This is a genomic window from Marichromatium sp. AB32, assembly GCF_003718675.1.
GTDB lineage: Bacteria > Pseudomonadota > Gammaproteobacteria > Chromatiales > Chromatiaceae > Marichromatium > Marichromatium gracile.
Genome location: NZ_RHFJ01000066.1, coordinates 1 through 16,748 on the forward strand (window position 1 = coordinate 1; position 16,748 = coordinate 16,748).

General features: G+C 70.5%; 17 protein-coding genes. 16 read left to right on the forward strand and 1 reads right to left on the reverse strand.

From position 1 onward, the window contains the following. The 16 genes from EBL85_RS17245 to EBL85_RS14705 form a co-directional block, all read left to right on the forward strand. Window positions 1–292, forward strand: a 292-nt coding sequence (locus EBL85_RS17245; RefSeq protein WP_223806163.1) for a hypothetical protein, incomplete at its 5' end; no start/stop codon positions are given. A gap of 30 nt (window positions 293–322) precedes the next feature. Continuing rightward, window positions 323–2,521, forward strand: coding sequence for a TonB-dependent receptor (locus EBL85_RS14635; RefSeq protein ID WP_123143290.1), 2,199 nt, complete (start codon window positions 323–325; stop codon window positions 2,519–2,521). 24 nt (window positions 2,522–2,545) lie between these two features. Continuing rightward, entirely contained in the window at window positions 2,546–3,259 is a 714-nt protein-coding gene (gene modA / locus EBL85_RS14640; protein ID WP_123143291.1) for a molybdate ABC transporter substrate-binding protein, read from the forward strand. Between the two features lie 47 nt (window positions 3,260–3,306). Next, a complete protein-coding gene (locus tag EBL85_RS14645; RefSeq protein WP_123143292.1) occupies window positions 3,307–4,626 on the forward strand; it encodes a porin in 1,320 nt (439 codons plus the stop codon). A 19-nt stretch (window positions 4,627–4,645) separates the two neighbouring features. After that, the gene (locus EBL85_RS14650) at window positions 4,646–5,311 is read left to right on the forward strand and encodes a molybdenum ABC transporter permease (RefSeq protein WP_123141743.1); all 666 of its coding nucleotides are present in this window, start codon (window positions 4,646–4,648) and stop codon (window positions 5,309–5,311) included. Then, window positions 5,311–6,369 (forward strand): sulfate/molybdate ABC transporter ATP-binding protein, encoded by a 1,059-nt coding sequence (locus tag EBL85_RS14655; protein ID WP_123143293.1) that lies wholly within the window; start codon window positions 5,311–5,313, stop codon window positions 6,367–6,369. Before EBL85_RS14650 ends, EBL85_RS14655 begins: the two co-directional genes overlap by 1 nt. Before the next feature lie 2 nt (window positions 6,370–6,371). Continuing rightward, window positions 6,372–7,223, forward strand: a complete 852-nt coding sequence (gene modD / locus EBL85_RS14660; protein WP_123143294.1) for a ModD protein — start codon at window positions 6,372–6,374, stop codon at window positions 7,221–7,223. Window positions 7,224–7,266: 43 nt separating this feature from the next. After that, window positions 7,267–7,650 carry a hypothetical protein gene (locus EBL85_RS14665; protein ID WP_123143295.1) on the forward strand — a complete coding sequence of 128 codons (384 nt, stop codon included), beginning with the start codon at window positions 7,267–7,269 and terminating at the stop codon, window positions 7,648–7,650. 272 nt (window positions 7,651–7,922) lie between these two features. Further along, on the forward strand, window positions 7,923–8,471 hold the full coding sequence (locus tag EBL85_RS14670; RefSeq protein WP_123141739.1) for a cytochrome b: 549 nt from the start codon (window positions 7,923–7,925) through the stop codon (window positions 8,469–8,471). Window positions 8,472–8,562: 91 nt separating this feature from the next. After that, on the forward strand, window positions 8,563–9,504 hold the full coding sequence (locus tag EBL85_RS14675) for an alpha/beta hydrolase (RefSeq protein ID WP_223806164.1): 942 nt from the start codon (window positions 8,563–8,565) through the stop codon (window positions 9,502–9,504). Between the two features lie 111 nt (window positions 9,505–9,615). Next, on the forward strand, window positions 9,616–10,434 hold the full coding sequence (locus EBL85_RS14680) for a TOBE domain-containing protein (protein WP_123141738.1): 819 nt from the start codon (window positions 9,616–9,618) through the stop codon (window positions 10,432–10,434). A 47-nt stretch (window positions 10,435–10,481) separates the two neighbouring features. After that, window positions 10,482–11,225, forward strand: a complete 744-nt coding sequence (gene modA / locus EBL85_RS14685; RefSeq protein WP_123143296.1) for a molybdate ABC transporter substrate-binding protein — start codon at window positions 10,482–10,484, stop codon at window positions 11,223–11,225. 66 nt (window positions 11,226–11,291) lie between these two features. Next, window positions 11,292–11,969: a molybdate ABC transporter permease subunit gene (modB, locus tag EBL85_RS14690; protein WP_123143297.1), complete on the forward strand. Its 678-nt coding sequence runs from the start codon at window positions 11,292–11,294 to the stop codon at window positions 11,967–11,969. Further along, window positions 11,962–13,047, forward strand: a complete 1,086-nt coding sequence (gene modC, locus EBL85_RS14695) for a molybdenum ABC transporter ATP-binding protein (RefSeq protein WP_123143298.1) — start codon at window positions 11,962–11,964, stop codon at window positions 13,045–13,047. Before modB ends, modC begins: the two co-directional genes overlap by 8 nt. Before the next feature lie 75 nt (window positions 13,048–13,122). Continuing rightward, window positions 13,123–13,770, forward strand: a complete 648-nt coding sequence (locus EBL85_RS14700; RefSeq protein ID WP_123143299.1) for a phosphoribosylanthranilate isomerase — start codon at window positions 13,123–13,125, stop codon at window positions 13,768–13,770. Window positions 13,771–14,252: 482 nt separating this feature from the next. Then, entirely contained in the window at window positions 14,253–14,957 is a 705-nt protein-coding gene (locus EBL85_RS14705) for a toll/interleukin-1 receptor domain-containing protein (RefSeq protein WP_123143300.1), read from the forward strand. A 288-nt stretch (window positions 14,958–15,245) separates the two neighbouring features. On the opposite strand, the gene EBL85_RS14710 is transcribed toward EBL85_RS14705, so the two are convergent. After that, window positions 15,246–16,661: a sigma-54 dependent transcriptional regulator gene (locus tag EBL85_RS14710; protein WP_123143301.1), complete on the reverse strand. Its 1,416-nt coding sequence runs from the start codon at window positions 16,659–16,661 to the stop codon at window positions 15,246–15,248. Between the last annotated feature and the right edge of the window lie 87 nt (window positions 16,662–16,748).

The following is a 16,748-nucleotide window of genomic DNA, read 5'->3' on the forward strand; positions in this document are numbered from 1 at the left end:
CGCGCTGATCGACGCCGGCGCGCGCGGCGCCTATGTGATCGCCGGCGAGATCCCGGTGGCCTTCGGCCGTCTCCCCCACCCCGGGCTCGCCGTGCTGCTCGACGACGATCCGCAGATGCGCCGGCACTTCGTCCTCGCCCTCCCCGGACCGGCCCACCCCGCCGATGACGCGCGGCGCGCGCGCGCCCGCCGGCTCGCCGACTACCTGCTCGGCGCCGAGGGCCAGGCGGCGCTGCGCGCGGCCAACCGCGACGGCCCCTGGATCCACCCCAACCCGACATCGCCCCACTGAGGCGCGCACACCATGGACGAGACCCCAAGAATGCGAACCCTCGGATGCTGCCTCGCCCCGCTGTGCTGGCCGCTCGCCGCCGGCGCCGAGCCCGCCCAACCGCTACCCGCGATCGAGATCAGCGCGACCCGGATCGCATCGGACGCGGGCGACTACGCCACCACCGAGCTCGACGGCGCCACCCTGGAGGCGCGCGGCGGCGCCGCCCAGGTCAATCCCTACCGCGCGCTCGACCTCACCCCCTCGGTCAACCGCGCCGAGGCCGACCCCAACGCGCTCAGCACCGAGCAACAAACGCTGCGGCTGCGCGCCATCGCCGCCTCCACCGCCACCGGGCTGGCGGTGACGATCGAGGGCACCCCCTCCTCGACCAGCGCCGGGCGCGGCGGCGTCGGCAACCTCTACGACCTGGAGAACCTCGAACGACTCACCCTGTGGCGCGGCCCGCAACCGGCCGGGGTCGGCCTCGGGGTCGGCAACCTCGCCGGCAGCCTGGCGCTGGGGCTGCGCGCGCCGCGCCAGCAGCCGGGGGTGATGGCGCGGGTGGCACGCGCCGATCACGACTTCCACCGACTGTTCGCGCGGCTCGACAGCGGCGCCATCGGCGCCGCCGCGAGCCGGCTGTTCCTCTCCGCCTCCAGCGCCGCCGGCGAGCAGTGGCGCGGCCCCGGCGGGCAGAGCCGCGACACCCTCAACCTCGGCTGGGCGCAACCGCTCGGCGCCGACCTGTCGCTCAGCCTCTACGGCGCCCACAACCGCTTCCACAGCGACGCCTATCGCCCGCTGACCCATGCCGAGAGCCAGGACCTCGAGCGCTACGGCACGCTCGGCTACCACGCCACGCTCACCGGCTCGGCGCGCGAGGACGCCAACTATTACGCCTACAACACCCAGCACTACACCGAGGACAACCTGCTCGCCACCCTGAGCTGGCAGCTCGGACCACGCGCCCGCCTGCAACTGCGCCCCTACTGGCTGGAGACCCGGGGCGAGCGGCTCACCGGCAAGCGCACCGGCATCACTCGCGTCGAGGTCGACCAGCGCCAGTATGGCGCCGTCGCCGAGCTGCAGCTCGAACTCGACGCCGCCACCCTGACCCTCGGTCACTGGAGCCAGCGCCTCAGCTCGATGCCGCCGCCGCTGAGCCAGCGCCTCTACACCGTCGATGCCGAGGGCGCGCTGCGCTTCTCGCGCTGGGGCATCCTCGCCGAGCAGGGCGAGCGCGCCTACGAGAGCCCCTTTGCCATGATCGAGGGCGAGCGGCGCGGCTGGCGCTACACCCTGGGGACGCGCTATCTGCGCCTGCGCCTGCCGGCGATCACCGGTTACGACGCCAGCGCCCTGCCCGATCTCGACCACGGCGCGGCGCTCGACCTCGACCCGCCAGTCGACCCGGCGCTCGGCACCGCGCCCGTCACCCTCGCGGCCTGGCTGCCGAGCCTCAGTCTGAGCCGTGAACTCACCCCGGGGCTGGAGGCCCGGCTCGCCCTCGGACGCACCATCGGCAACCCCTGGCTCGGCCCGCTCTACAGCGGCTACATGAACGCGCGCGAGCGGTTCGAGGCCGCCGGGATCGACCTCCAGTCGCTGTGGCAGCGGCTGCGCTTCGAGCGCGCCGAGACCATCGAGGCCGGGCTGCGCTGGCGCCACGGCAACCTCACCCTGGCGCCGGCGCTCTACTGGGGCCGGCTGCGCGACAAGCAGGTGATGGCCTACGACCCGGCGCTCGATCTCAGCTATCTCCAGGGCGGGGTGCGCGCCCACACCCAGGGCGCCGAGCTCGAGGCGCGCTGGCGCGCCGACGCGCACTGGAACCTGGTGGCCAGCCTGTCGTGGAACCGCAGCCGTCTCGACACCGACATCCGCACCGCCGCCGACAGCCTGCTCGCCACCCGGGGCAACCAGGTCCCGGACGCCCCCGAGTGGCTCGCCAGCCTCGCCCTGGAGTACCGCCACGGTCCCTGGACCCTGACCCCGGTGGTGCGTCACGTCGGACGACGCTACGGCGACGCGGTCAATACCGAGCCGGTCGACGCCCACACCCTGTTCGATCTCGGCCTCGGCTACCGCCACCGCGCCATGAGCCTCTCGCTGGCCGTCGACAACCTCTTCGACACCCGCTATGTCGCCGTCATCGACGCCGGGCGCGACGACGCCCAGCCCGGCACCATCGGCTACTACCCGGGTGCGCCGCGCACCCTCTCGCTCACCCTGACGATGCAACTCTGACCCCGTGGACAAGGAGACTCCATCATGCCCCTGCTCATCGCCCTGCTGATGCTCTGCTGCGCCCTGCCGGCGCACGCGGCCACCGACGACGACGGTCTGCTGATCGCCGCCGGGGCCGGCTACAAGCGCCCGCTGCTCGCGCTCTACCAGGCCTTCGAGCGCGACAGCGGCATCGGCGTCGAGGCCGCCTTCGGCAACATGCGCCAGGTGCTCGCCCAGACCCGCGCCAGCGCGCGCGTGGCGCTGGTCGTCGGCGAGCGGCGCTTCCTCGCCGAGAGCGGGCTGTTCGCCCGCACCCAGCCCTTCGGTCGCGGCCGGCTGGTGCTGGTGCGCACCGCCGAGCTGGCCGGTCGACCGCTCACCGACCCGGCCTTTCGCCGCATCGCCCTGCCCGATCCGGCGCGGGCGATCTATGGCCGCGCCGCGCTCCAGTCACTCGAACACGACGGGCTGCGCAAGCCGCTCGCCGAGCGCCTGACCGTGCTCGCCACCGTCCCCCAGGTCGCCGCGCACCTGCGCGCCGGCAGCGTCGAGGCCGGCTTCATCAATGCCACCGAGGCGCGCGCGCTCGACACCGAGCGGCTGGTGGTCGAGACCATCGACCCGAGCCACTACGCGCCGCTCGAGATCGTCATCGGCGTGCCCACGCACCGCGCCCCCGGAGCGGCGGCAGAGCGCTTCCTCGACTTCGTCGCCACCCCCGCCGCCCGCGACCTGCTCGCCGGATACGGGCTGTGAGGCTCAGTCACCACCGGGGCGCGCGCCTCGCCCCAAGGATCTTTGCCATGACCGACTCGACCAGGATGCGCGCGCTCGCGCTGGGCGCCGCGCTGCTTGCCCCCGGACTCGCCCCCGGACTCGCCCAGGCGGCCAACTGGCTGCTTCTCCAGGGCAGCGAACCCGAGCAGGGGACGCGCGCGCTGCGTCCCTGGGGCTTCGCCCAGCTCGCCTATCAACGGGGCGAGGACACCCCGATCCCGGTCGGCGGCTGGACCGGCCAGGGGATGGCGGCCAACCGCCTGGGGCCGGACAAGCGCGCCGCCGAACGCTGGCAGTTGCACCGGCTGCGCCTCGGCGTGCGCGGGCGGGTGCCGGGCGGCGCGCCGCTCGATTATCTGGTCGCGGTGGAGGCCGGCGACAACGGCGCGACCCGCGAGGGCGACGAACTGCAGCTGATCGACGCCAGCCTCAGCTATCGCATCGACCCGGCGCTGCGTCTGCGTCTCGGCCAGTTCAAGCCGCCGGGCAGCGAGGAGGCGCTGCGCCCGGCCCCGCGCCAGCCCTATTTCGCCGTCTCGACCGCGGTCGATCAGTTGCTCAACGAGACCTTTCTCGACCACGACGGCAGCGACCCGCTCGATGCCAACGCGCCGCGCGGCCCGCGCTCGCTCTATCACGACATCGGCGCGCAGCTCTTCGGCGTGCTCCCCGGCGGCGGGCCCTGGGCGCACAGCTACGCGCTGATGCTCGGCAACGGCAACGGCGTCGCGCGACTCGACGACGACGGCCACAAGGATCTCTATCTCTACTGGTCGAGCGAGTACGTCGAGGGCGGGCGCGGCGCCGCGCGCCAGGGCACCAAGCTGTTCGGCTGGTGGCAGCAGGGACGGCGCGAGCTCGACGGCGCCGACCCCGGCAGCCACCTGCGCACCCGCGCCGGCGCCGGGGTCATCCACCAGGCGGCGCGCTGGCGGCTGAGCGGCGAGTACCTCGTCGGGCGCGGCATGATCCTCGCCGGCAGCGACGGCGGCGCGGTGCCCGGCAGTTGGAACAACGCCGCCACCCGCATCGCCGGGCGCAACCTGTTGCCCGAGGGCGAGGCCGAGGGTTGGTACCTCGAGGGCGGCTGGCGGCTGGCCCCGCGCACCTGGCTCGATCTGCGCTACGACCGTTACGACCGCGGCACCGAGTCGGCCGCCGACCATCGTCGCTTCACCACCTGGACGCTGGGATTGCGCTACCGCATCGACCGTCACTGGCAGGTGATGGCCAACTATCAGTGGCGCGAGGCCGAGGCCCCGGGGCTCGATGCGCGGGCCGACGCCAACCGGCTGCTCGCCGCGCTCGACGACCGGCTCGCGCTGCAGCTCCAGTTCGTCTACTGACGGGATCGGGGGATCATCGATGTCCGCGCTGCTCGCCTGCTCGCCCGACGCCCTGCTGCTGAGCCTGCGGGTGGTGGCGGTGACCCTGGCGCTGTTGCTCGTCGCCGGGGTCGGGCTGGGCTATCTGCTCAGCCTGTCGTTCCCGCTGCGCTGGCTGCTCGATGCGCTGGTGTCGCTGCCGCTGGTGTTCCCGCCGATCGCCATCGGCTTCTTCCTGCTGATGCTGTTCGGGCGCCACGGCGTGCTCGGCGCACCGCTCCACGCGCAGCTCGGCTGGGAGCTGGTGTTCTCCTTCCCGGCGCTGGTGCTCGCCGCCTTCATCGCCGGGCTGCCGCTGGTGGTCAAGCCGGTGCAGTCGGCGATCGAGGGCAGCGCGCGGGTGCTGGTCGAGGCCTCCTACACCCTCGGCAAGGGGCGCCTGGAGACGCTGTGGCGGGTGGTGATCCCGGCGGTGCGCCCGAGCCTCGCGGCGGGGCTGACGCTCGGCGCCGGGCGCGCCTTCGGCGAGGTCGGCATCACCCTGATGCTCGGCGGCAACCTCATCGGCTCGACCGAGACGCTGTCGCTGGCGATCTACAACCATGTGCTCGACGGCGACTTCACCTGCGCCACCCGGCTCTCGCTGCTGCTCGGGGGGATCTCGCTGGTGTTGTTCCTGCTCCTGCGCCGACTCGGACGACTGTGATGACCGAACTCTCCGCCCACCTCGCCTTCCGTCGCCCCGGCTTCGACCTGCGCCTGCGTCTGGCGCTGCCCGGCGCCGGGATCACCGCGCTGCTCGGCCCCTCCGGCGGCGGCAAGAGCACCCTGCTGCGGCTGCTCGCCGGGCTCGAGCGCCCGCGCGCCGGGCACATCCGTCACCGCCAGCGGCTGTGGTACGCGCGCGCCGCCGGCATCGACCTGGCGCCGCGCCGGCGCGACCTCGGCTTCATGTTCCAGGACCACGCCCTGTTCCCCCACCTCAGCGTCGCCGAGAACATCGGCTACGGGCTCGCGCGCGCGCCCGATCGCGCCGCGCGGGTGACGCGCTGGATCGAGCGGGTCGGACTCGGCGGGCTGGCGCAGCGACGCCCCGGGCAGCTCTCCGGCGGTCAGCGCCAGCGCGTCGCCCTGGCGCGCGCGCTCGCCCCGGCGCCAGCGCTGCTGCTGCTCGACGAGCCCTTCTCGGCGCTCGACGCCAGTCTGCGCCAGTCGCTGCGGCTGCTGTTGCAGGAGCTGATCGCCGAGACCGCCACCTGCGCCCTGCTGGTCAGCCACGACCTGGAGGACGCGCGCCAGTGCGCCGACCGGGTCGGGGTGATGATCGGCGGGCGGCTGCGCCGGCTCGACGAGGCCGAGGCGGTGTTCGCCGCACCGGGCGATGCCGAGGTCGCGCGGGTGCTCGGCTGGCCCAACACCCTGGCGGTGACGCGCTGGGAGGGGCGCGCGGCCTGCGGCCCCTGGGGCCGGGTCGAGTTGGCGCGCGCACCCCGCCGCGAGGACAGCGTGGTCGCGCTGCTGCCCGACGGCCCGCGCCCCGGCGCCCGCGCCGGGCTCGCCGTCGAGATCGCACGGGTGATCGACATGGGCCCCTATCGCGCGCTGAGCTGTCGCCTGCCCGACCGCACGGCGCTGCGCATCCACCTGCCGCGCGCCCTGCCCTGTCCGGCGCGCGGCGAGCGCACCCTGCTCGACGTCCCCCCGGGCTGCGCCATCGCGCTCCCGGCGGGGACGGCTAAAACCATCCAATCCACGAGGTATTGACCATGATCCGACCCCAACCCCTGGCGCTCGACGACCACCGCCTGCAGCAGCTGCTCGCCGAGGACGTGTCCTACGGCGACCTTACCACCGAGGCGCTGGAGATCGACGCCCGGCCCGGCCAGATCCGCCTGTTCGCCCGCGACCCCATGGTGGTGTGCGGGATCGAGGAGGCGGCGCGGATGTTCGAGCTGTGCGGCGCGCGCGCCACCCTCCACGCCGCCTCCGGCCAGCGGGCCGCGCCCGAGACCCTGCTGCTCGAGGCCAGCGCCGAGGCAGGCATCCTGCACCGCGCGTGGAAGAGCGCGCAGACCCTGGTCGAGTGGTGCTCGGGGGTGGCCAGCCGCGCCGCCGAGATCCAGCAAGCGGCGCGCCGCGGCCACCCCGAGGCGCTGGTCGCACTCACCCGCAAGAACGTCCCCGGCACCCGCCGCCTGGCGGTCAAGGCGGCGCGCGCCGCCGGCGCGGCGATGCACCGCACCGGGCTCTCCGAGACCCTGCTGGTGTTCGCCGAGCACCGTCTGTTCCTCGACGAGGAGCCCGCCGCGGCGATCGCGCGACTGCGCCGCCGCTGCCCGGAGAAGCGGGTGGTGGTCGAGGTCGAGGACGGCGCCGAGGCGCTCGTCTGGGCCGCGGCCGATGTCATCCAGCTGGAGAAGTTCAGCCCCGCGGCGGTCGCCGAGACGGTCGCCGCGCTCGCCGCCGCGGGCTCGACGGCACTGGTCGCCGCCGCCGGCGGGGTCAACGCCGCCAACGCCGAGGACTATGCGCGCGCCGGGGCGCGGCTGCTGGTGACCAGCGCGCCGCATCTGGCGCCGCCGCGCGACGTTCAGGTCCGCTTCGCGCGCGGGGTCTGACCCCCGGGGCGCGCATCGCTCAACACCAGCGGGAGGACTCGCCATGCGGGCATCATCCACCATCGAGCTCGACCACCCCGATCACCCCTGTCTCGCGCCCTGGCGGGCGCTGCTCGGGCACCACTGGCGCGCGCGCCTGATCGCGCCGCGCCGGTTGCGGATCTATCGCGAGTACGAGGTGACGGCGCGGCGCATCATCGGCAACGATGCCGCCGGCGCGCCCTGTCTCTGCGTCTGCGACTACCGCCGCTTCGAGCCGCGCTCGGACGACGGCGAGACCTTCTACGCCGTGCTGGTCCACGCCGAGTCGCACCTGGCCTGGCGGCTCGACGACGGGCGCTGGCTGTCGCTGCGGCGGATCGCGCCCCAGGGCGAGGACGGCGCGCTGCTCGAACAGCGCGCGCTGCGCGCCGAGATGCCGCGCTGAACACACCCGCGGCGGCGCTGGCAAGGACATCGGTCGTTGCGTCCAAGGCCCCGTTCTGGGCGCTCCCGGCGCCCGCCGAGACGGCTGGTCAGGGCCCGACGCGGGTTGGTATAACTAGCCCGGAGCCGACCGGCGCAACCGGCTCAGGGACACGTATGCGCCCGCGTCGCGCACCGCCGTCGGGCGGCGACGCGCGCCCCCGAGCCCCGGCCAGCTCCCGACCCTGTCGTCACCACGACAGACCCAGCATCCCGATCGCGAGGTAACAACCCTTGGCCCAACCGCGTTACACCTTCACCCAACGCCTGCTGCACTGGCTGGTCGCCCTGCTGGTGCTCGGCCTGCTCTGCTCCGGCACCCTGTTCTGGGCGCTCGGCTACGAGGGCATCGCCAATCTCTTCGGCGAGGACTTCGCCGCCACCCTGGTGACCATCCACAAGAGCGTCGGCGCCACCGTGCTGCTGCTGACCCTGCTGCGTCTGGTGCTGCGTCGCCGCTCGCCGGCCCCGGCCTACGAGCCGCCGCTCGGCAAGGGCGAGCAGTTCGTCGGCGGCGCGCTGCACGTGCTGCTCTATCTCGGTCTGCTCGCCATCACCATCGGCGGCGCCGTCGCCGTGGTCAGCGCCGGCTACCCGCTGGAGTTCTTCGGTCTCAGCATCGAGCTGCCGCTGGCCGAGAACCCGGAGCTTGCCAAGACGCTGTTCTTCTATCACGGGCTGGGCGCGCTGGCGATCTTCGTGCTGGTGCTGATCCACACCGCCGCCGGGCTCAAGCACTGGCGGTTGAAGGACGGGGTGATGACCCGCATCAGCCTGCCCTGAGGCAACGGGCGCCCGGGGCAGCCCGGGCGCGCGGCGGGGCGCGACGCCCCGCCCTCACCCCTCCCCCCTCACCCCTCACCCGCCCCCGACGATGATCCTGCTCACCCTCCTGCTGCTCCCCGCGACCCTGCTCGGCCTGCTCGCGCTCGCCGTGCAGCTCGGTTTCCGCGCCCCGCGTCGACGCGCCCGCCACGACCCGGCGGCGCTCGGGCTCGACTTCGAGACCTGCGTCATCCCCACCCGGCGCGGTCGCCGGCTGTTCGCCTGGCTGCTGCCCGCGCCCGACGCCGAGGCGACCCTGGTGGTGCTCCACGGCTGGGGCAGCAGCGCCGAGTTGATGCTGCCGCTGGCCGCGCCCTTCCGCCGCGCCGGGCTCAACGTGCTGTTGTTCGACGCGCGCAGCCACGGCAACAGCGATGGCGACACCTTCTCCTCGCTGCCGCGCTTCGCCGAGGACCTGGAGGCGGCGGTCGACTGGTTGCGCCGCGTCCATCCGGCGCGCTGTCGCCGTCTCGCCCTGCTCGGGCACTCGGTGGGGGCCGGCGCGACCCTGTTCTACGCCGCCGACAACCCGCTGCCCGACGCGGTGATCAGCATCGCCGCCTTCGCCGACCCGGCCGAGGTCACCGAGGGCTATCTGCGCACGCTGCGCCTGCCGCGCTGGCTGGCGCGGCTGGCCACCCGGCACGTCGAGTGGCGCATCGGCCACCGCTTCGCCGAGATCGCCCCGCTGCACACCGCCGCGCGCATCGGCTGTCCGCTGCTGCTGGTCCACGGCACCGCCGACACCAGCGTGTCGCCGCGCGACGCCCGACGCATCCTCGAACGTGCCCCCACCGGTCGGGCGCGGCTGTACGAGGTGCCCGGCGCCGGGCATGATTCGGTCGAGCACATCGAGCGTCATGTCGGTGCCCTGATCGACTTCCTCGCCGAGCACGGGGTCGGGGGGACCTCCCATCCTGGTGCAGGGGCGACCGAAGATGCCTCGATGCGGTGCACCGCCACCTGCCGTTCGCCACCCGTCGCTTCCTAAGCATCCGGATCACGGGGACTTCCTTTTTTGGCATCGGTATTGCTTGGCTAGGCCCGTCGTTATATCGCCCTCGATATAACCCTTGTCACCGAGTCAACAGAGGCCGCGATCATGCCCCATGCCGCAGAGACCCACGCCCGACTCAAGACCTCGGGCGCCCTACGGCTCGATCTCGACACCAGCCGCTTCGCCGGGCACGAGCGCATCGCACTGCTGCGCCGCATCGACGAGACCGGCTCGATCTCGCAGGCGGCGCGCGCCCTGGGCATCTCCTACAAACAGGCCTGGGACGCGGTCGATGCGATGAACAACCTCTCGGCCGCGCCCCTGGTGCAACGTCGCACCGGCGGACGCCACGGCGGCGGCACCGAGCTCACCGCCGAGGGGCGACGGCTGATCACGGTGTTCGAGACCGCCGAGCGCGAGCACCGGCGCTTTCTCGAACGACTCGGCGAGGGCGTGCGCGACTTCGACCATTTCCATCGTCTGTTAGGAGTCATCAACATGAAGGTCAGCGCAAGGAATCATCTGCACGGCGTGGTCACCGCGGTGCGTCGCGGGGCGGTCAACGCCGAGGTGGTGCTCGACCTCAAGGGCACGCCGCTGGTGGCGATCGTCACCAACGAGAGCGTCGAGGCGCTCGGCCTCGAACCCGGGCGCGAGGCCTACGCCCTGGTCAAGGCCTCCTTCGTGCTCATCACCACCGAGGACGGCGGGCTGCGCACCTCGGCGCGCAACCGTCTGTGCGGCACCGTCGAGCGGATGATCGAGGGGCCGGTGAACACCGAGGTGGTGCTCGCGCTCGACGGCGGCGCACGGGTCACCGCGATGATCACCGCCGAGAGCGCGCATCAACTCGAACTGGCCGAGGGCAAGCGCGCCTGCGCGCTGATCAAGGCCCCGCACATCATCCTCGCGGTCAGCGACTGAGACCCACCACGCCACCCATCCCCGTCAGCGACAAGGAGTATCGAAGGATGTCGACCCCATTGCGCTCACTCACCGCCGCCGTGCTGCTGCTCGGCTCCACCACCCTGGTCCAGGCCGAGGAGGTCCGGGTCGCGGTCGCGGCCAACTTCACCGCGGCGATGAAGGAGATCGCCACCGCCTTCGAGGCGGCCACCGGGCACACCACCCGGATCAGCTTCGGCTCGACCGGCAAGCTCTATACCCAGATCGTCAACGGCGCGCCCTTCGACGTCTTCCTCGCCGCCGACCAGCGCCGCCCGGCGCTGCTGGTCGATGAGGGCCGCGCCAGCGCGCCCTTCACCTACGCCATCGGTGAGCTGGCGCTGTGGAGCACCGACCCCGAGCTGATCACGGACGGCGCGGCACTGCTCGAGTCGGGCGCGTTCGACCGCCTGGCGATCGCCAACCCCAAGACCGCGCCCTATGGCGCCGCGGCGATGGAGGTGCTGGAGTCGCTGGGGCTGGCCGAGACCCTCGCGCCCAAGCTGGTGCGCGGCGACAACATCGCCCAGACCTACCAGTTTGTCGCCACCGGCAACGCCGAACTCGGCTTCGTCGCCCTGGCGCAGATCGCCCTCGACCCCAGCGGCTCGCGCTGGGAGGTGGAGCAGTCGCACTACAGCCCGATCCGTCAGGACGCGGTGCTGCTCGAGGGCGCCGAGGCCAACCCCGCCGCCCAGGCGCTGCTCGACTACCTCCAGGGTGACGAGGCGCGCGCGGTGATCACCCGCTACGGCTACGCCACCGACTGAGCGTGACGACGCCCGGCGCGCGCCGGGCGTCACCGCCTCCGCCCCATCCCCGCCCGGAGCACCGCCGTGTCCCTTGATCTCACCCCGGTCTGGCTGACCCTCAAGCTCGCCACCCTCACCACCGCCGTGCTGCTGGTGGTGGGCACGCCGCTGGCCTGGTGGCTGTCGCAGACGCGCTCGCGCTTCAAGCAGATCGTCGCCACCCTGGTGGCGCTGCCGCTGGTGCTGCCGCCGACGGTGCTCGGCTTCTATCTGTTGCTGCTGCTCGGCCCGCACGGCCCGATCGGCGCGCTCACCGAGCGGCTCGGGCTCGGCACCCTGCCCTTCACCTTCGCCGGGCTGGTGGTCGGCTCGGTGCTCTATTCGCTGCCCTTCATGGTGCAGCCGGTGCACAACGCCTTCGAGGCGATCGGCCAGCGCCCGCTGGAGGTCGCCGCCACCCTGCGCGCCTCGCCGCTGGCGCGCTTCTTCGACGTTGCCCTGCCGCTGGCGCTGCCCGGGCTGCTCACCGGCGCGGTGCTCGCCTTCGCCCACACCGTCGGCGAGTTCGGGGTGATCCTGATGATCGGCGGCAACATCCCCGGCGAGACCAAGGTGCTCTCGGTGGCGATCTACGACCACGTCGAGTCGCTGGAGTGGGCCCAGGCGCACTGGCTCGCCGGCGGCATGGTGCTGTTCTCCTTCCTGGTGGTGCTGATGATGAACCTGCTCGGCCAACGCATGCGGCGGATCGGTCATGGCTGACGTGCTCGACCTCGCCTTCCGTCTCGATCGCGGCGACTTCAGCCTCGATCTTGCCTGTCGCGTCCCGGCGCGCGGCGTCAGCGCCCTGTTCGGGCGCTCCGGCTGCGGCAAGACCACGGTACTGCGCTGCGTCGCCGGGCTGGAGCGCGCCGCCGGTCACTGCCGACTCGCCGAGGCCTGCTGGCAGGACGACGCCAGCGGCCGCTTCCTGCCCACCCATCGCCGCCCGATCGGCTACGTCTTCCAGGAGCCGAGCCTGTTCCCGCACCGCTCGGTGCGCGCCAACCTCGACTACGGACGCCGCCGCATCCCGGCGCGCGAGCGGCGCGTCGACCTCGACGAGGTGGTCGAGCTGCTCGGCATCGCCCCACTGCTCGGACGCGATCCGGCGGGGCTCTCCGGCGGCGAGCGTCAGCGCGTGGCGATCGCCCGCGCCCTGCTCACCAGCCCCCGGCTATTGCTGATGGACGAGCCGCTGGCCGCGCTCGACCACACCAGCAAGCGCGACATCCTGCCCTATCTCGAACGTCTCCACGATCACCTGCAGATCCCCGTGCTCTACGTCAGCCACGACCCCGACGAGGTCGCCCGGCTGGCCGATCACATCCTGCTGATCGAGGCCGGACGGCTGCGCGCCGCCGGTCCGGCGCAGCAGATGCTCACCCGTCTCGACCTGCCGCTGGCGCGCGAGGAGACCGCCAGCGCCCTGCTCAGCGGGCGGGTGCGCGCCCATGATGCGCGCTACGGCCTCACCCGCGTCGCCATCCCCGGCGCCTCGCTGATGCTCGAACGGCTCGACCGCGCGGTGGACGAGACCGTGCGCGTACGCATCCACGCCCGCGACGTCAGCATCGCCCTCGACGACCCCGGCACCTCCAGCATCCTCAACGTCCTGCCCGCGCACATCGTCGAGATGCACCCGCTCAGCGCGTCCCAGGTCCTCGTCGGCCTCGCCGTCGGCACCACCCCCGAGAGCCGCCTGCTCGCCCGCATCACCCGCCACTCCTGGGAACGCCTCCGCCTCCATCCCGGCCAGCAGGTGCATGCGCAGGTCAAGGCGGTGGCGGTGATGGATTGAGCCCCGCCGCTCGACTCGTCACACTGTTGTCGCCGTCTTACCAGCGACCTCGATGGGTGACAACGGGAGGCACGCATGCAACGCGTCAAGATCTGCTGCATCGGCTCCAGTGAAGAGGCCGCCCTGGCCATCCGCTACGGCGCGTCGGCGCTCGGGCTGGTTTCGGAGATGCCCAGCGGGCCCGGCGTCATCTCCGAGGCGGAGATCGCCGAGATCGCCGCGCGAATCCCGCCGCCGATCGCCACCTTCCTCCTCACCAGCCGCACCGATCCGGCCGAGATCATCGCGCAGCAGAGGCGTTGCGGCGTCAATGCGCTGCAGTTGTGCGACCGGCTGCCACGCGGCGCGCACCAGACGATCCGCCGGGCGCTCCCCGGCGTATCGCTGATCCAGGTCGTCCACGTCAAGGGCGCGGCGTCGGTCGAAGAGGCGCAGACCCTCAGCCGCGAGGTCGATGCCATCCTGCTCGACTCCGGGACCCCATCGCTGCGGGTCAAGGAACTCGGCGGAACAGGCCGCACCCATGACTGGTCGCTGAGCGCCGAGATCGTCAAGAGATCCCACACCCCCGTGTTCCTGGCGGGCGGCCTGAACGCCGAGAACGTGCGGCGGGCAATCGTCCAGGTCCAGCCCTTCGGCCTCGACATCTGCACCGGTGTGCGCACCGCCGGCGCATTGGACGAGGCGCGGCTTGGTGCGTTTATGGAGGCTGTCGGGGGATAGGCCCGCTGGGCGCGGGCGTATCCCATTAGACGCGCGGGGCGCTCGACAATGTCCCCGTTGACACGACGACGGTGCGCCATCTCCAACATTCTTCCCGCCCTCTCCGCCTTCTCCGTCCGTATCGTCATAGAGGTACCCACGCGAAGCGTCATCAGCACTCGGCGGCCTCGACGTCAACGCCCTCCGAAAGCGGCCCGCTCGCCCGCATCGCTCGCCACTCCTGGGAACGTGTTTGCCTTTACCCTGGACTACAAGTACATGCGCCGGTCAAGGCGGTTGCGGTGATAAATTGATACGCTATTGAGGTGCGAGACGGGCATCTCGGGCCGAAAAGCCCTGGGGTTCCCCCAGAGTTCCGTGCCCAAAGGATTGACGTAGAATGACGATCAACGCTTGGAGAGCAAGCGATACAGAAAATCCCGAAGTGGGTATACAATCTCAGGGGACTTGACTGACAGGAATCACTGAAGAGATTATTGCGCATGAATGAAGTTATATGGGATGCTTTTATTTCTCACGCCTCTGAAGACAAAGAAGAAGTAGCCCTTCCTTTATCAAAGGCTCTAATGGCTGCCGGTTTAAAAATTTGGCTTGATAAAAGTGAGATATCCCTAGGTGACAGCTTAAGAGAAAAGATTGATGAAGGGTTGGCAAATTCTCAATTTGGGATAGTTATTTTAAGTCATAATTTTTTCTCTAAAGACTGGCCAAAATCTGAGATTGACGGACTGTACGCACGTGAGATAGGAGGTGACAAGGTTATTCTCCCTGTTTGGCACAAAATCAGTTTCGAAGAAATTAAAGGCTACTCACCCCTCCTTGCTGGGAAGTTTGCAGTAAGCACAAGCGAAGGACTGAGCAAGGTGAAAAACCAAATAATTTCCGCAATACACAAGGTTGGCAGAAAAGAGTCGATTGGAAAGCCGGTTTACTCTGGGAAATTGACAAAAAAAGCAGTCATGGAATTTGAAGAAGGAAGCTTTTTGGTTTCCAATTGCTATAGCTCTTTTGATAGAAGGCCGCTTATAGAAGAAAAAGTTGGCTCTGTTATTGACAGAGAATCTCTCTGGAAGAAAGCAAAATCCCGCGGTGCAGATGGGCGACTATGTAGTGTTTTTAGAAAGCATGAAGATTATGTTGCTCATGCAAGATCCCTCGAATCGCTAATGTATCGCGACAGCACTTAAGAGACAAAATAGCACCCAAATCCCGGAAAAACCCGGCAAGATATTTGAGGCAACCCCCCTTACTGCTCGGGAAGCTGTAACGAACCGCTGCGACCCCGAGCTGCGTTATAAATAGAAACCCACTTATCAGAAGATTTTTCGCACACAGCCCAAAAGCTGACGCTTTTGTGTAAATGCAATTGTTGATGACACTTGCGCGCAAGGCAGAAACCGACTGCTTCTATCTAAAAAGCCCGTTCCCGTACGGAAGCGTTCTCTGAACGATCGACGGAAACAAAGCTCGGACGACTACCCTTCCCCACTCTGCCAAGCCTGCCGCTTCCGATACAGCGTCGAGGGGTTGACTTCGAGGAGGGCGGCGGCGCGGGGGATGTTGCCGTCGCAGTGGGCGATGGCGCGTTCGATGGCCTCGCGTTCGACGCGCCACAGGGGTTGGATGCCGGGGTCGGGCGTGGTGGTGGTGGCTGCAGCGGCGGGCGCCGGTTGGGCGGGTTCGGTGGGGGTGGCGCGCGGCGGGGTGATGAGGTGTTCGGAGAGCGGCGGCGGCAGCATCTCGGGGTCGACGGTCTCGCCCTGGTGGAGCACGACGACGTTGCGGATGACGTTCTGCAGCTGGCGGACGTTGCCCGGCCAGTGGTAGTCGCGCAGCAGCGCCGCGGTGGCCGGGGCGAAGCGTTGGAACGCCTTGCCCTCCTCGGCGGCGAAGCCCAGGAGGAAGTGTTCGGCGAGCAGCAGGATGTCGTCCTGGCGGGCGCGCAGCGGCGGCAGTTCGATGGGGATGACGTGGAGACGGTAGTAGAGGTCCTCGCGGAAGCGCCCGGCGGCGACCTCCTTGAGCGGGTCGCGGTTGGTGGCGCAGACGAAGCGCACGTCGACCGCCTCCTGGCGGGTGGAGCCGACGCGCTGGAAGCTGCCGGTCTGGACGAAGCGCAGCAGCTTGGTCTGCAGATCGAGGTCCATCTCGCCGATCTCGTCGAGAAACAGGGTGCCGCCGTCGGCCTGTCCGGCGGCGCCGACGCGGTCGCGCGCCGCGCCGGTGAAGGCGCCGCGCACGTGACCGAAGATCTCCGACTCCATCAGGTCGTGCGGGATGGCGCCGCAGTTGAGGGCGACGAAGGGCGCCTCGCGGCGCGGTCCCTGGCGGTGGATGGCCTCGGCGCAGACCTCCTTGCCGGTGCCGCTCTCGCCGGTGATGAAGATGGTGGCCTTGCTCGCCGCGGCGCTGTCGATCACCCGGTAGACGGCCTGCATCGCCAGCGAGGCGCCGATGAAGCCGTGGTAGCGGTCGCGGTCGAAGGTCTCCTGGATGGAGTCGAGCAGGCTGGAGAGACGCTGGCGCTCGAGCGCGTTGCGCAGGGTGACGCGCAGGCGCCGGGCGTTGAAGGGCTTCTCGATGAAGTCGAAGGCGCCCTCGCGCATGGCGTCGACGGCAAGGTCGACCGAGCCGTGTCCGGTGATGATCACCACCGCCGTCGGCAACCGCTGCGCGCCGACGTGACGGAGGATCTCCATGCCGTCCATGTCGGGCAGGCGCAGGTCGAGCAGCATCGCGTGCGGCGGGTGCCGGGCCAGCGCGGCGAGCGCCTCGGCGCCGGTCTCGACGGCCGCGACGCGGTAGGGTTCGGTGGCGAGGTAGCCGCTGTAGACCTCGCGCAGGACCTGACTGTCCTCGACGATCAGGATGCTGGGGGGTGTCTGCTCCATGGCGGGCGTCCTGGTCCGTTGGCGCGTCGGCGACCGCCCCGCGCGGGAGCGGTCGCCACTCCGATGGTCGAGCCTCAGATATAAGAT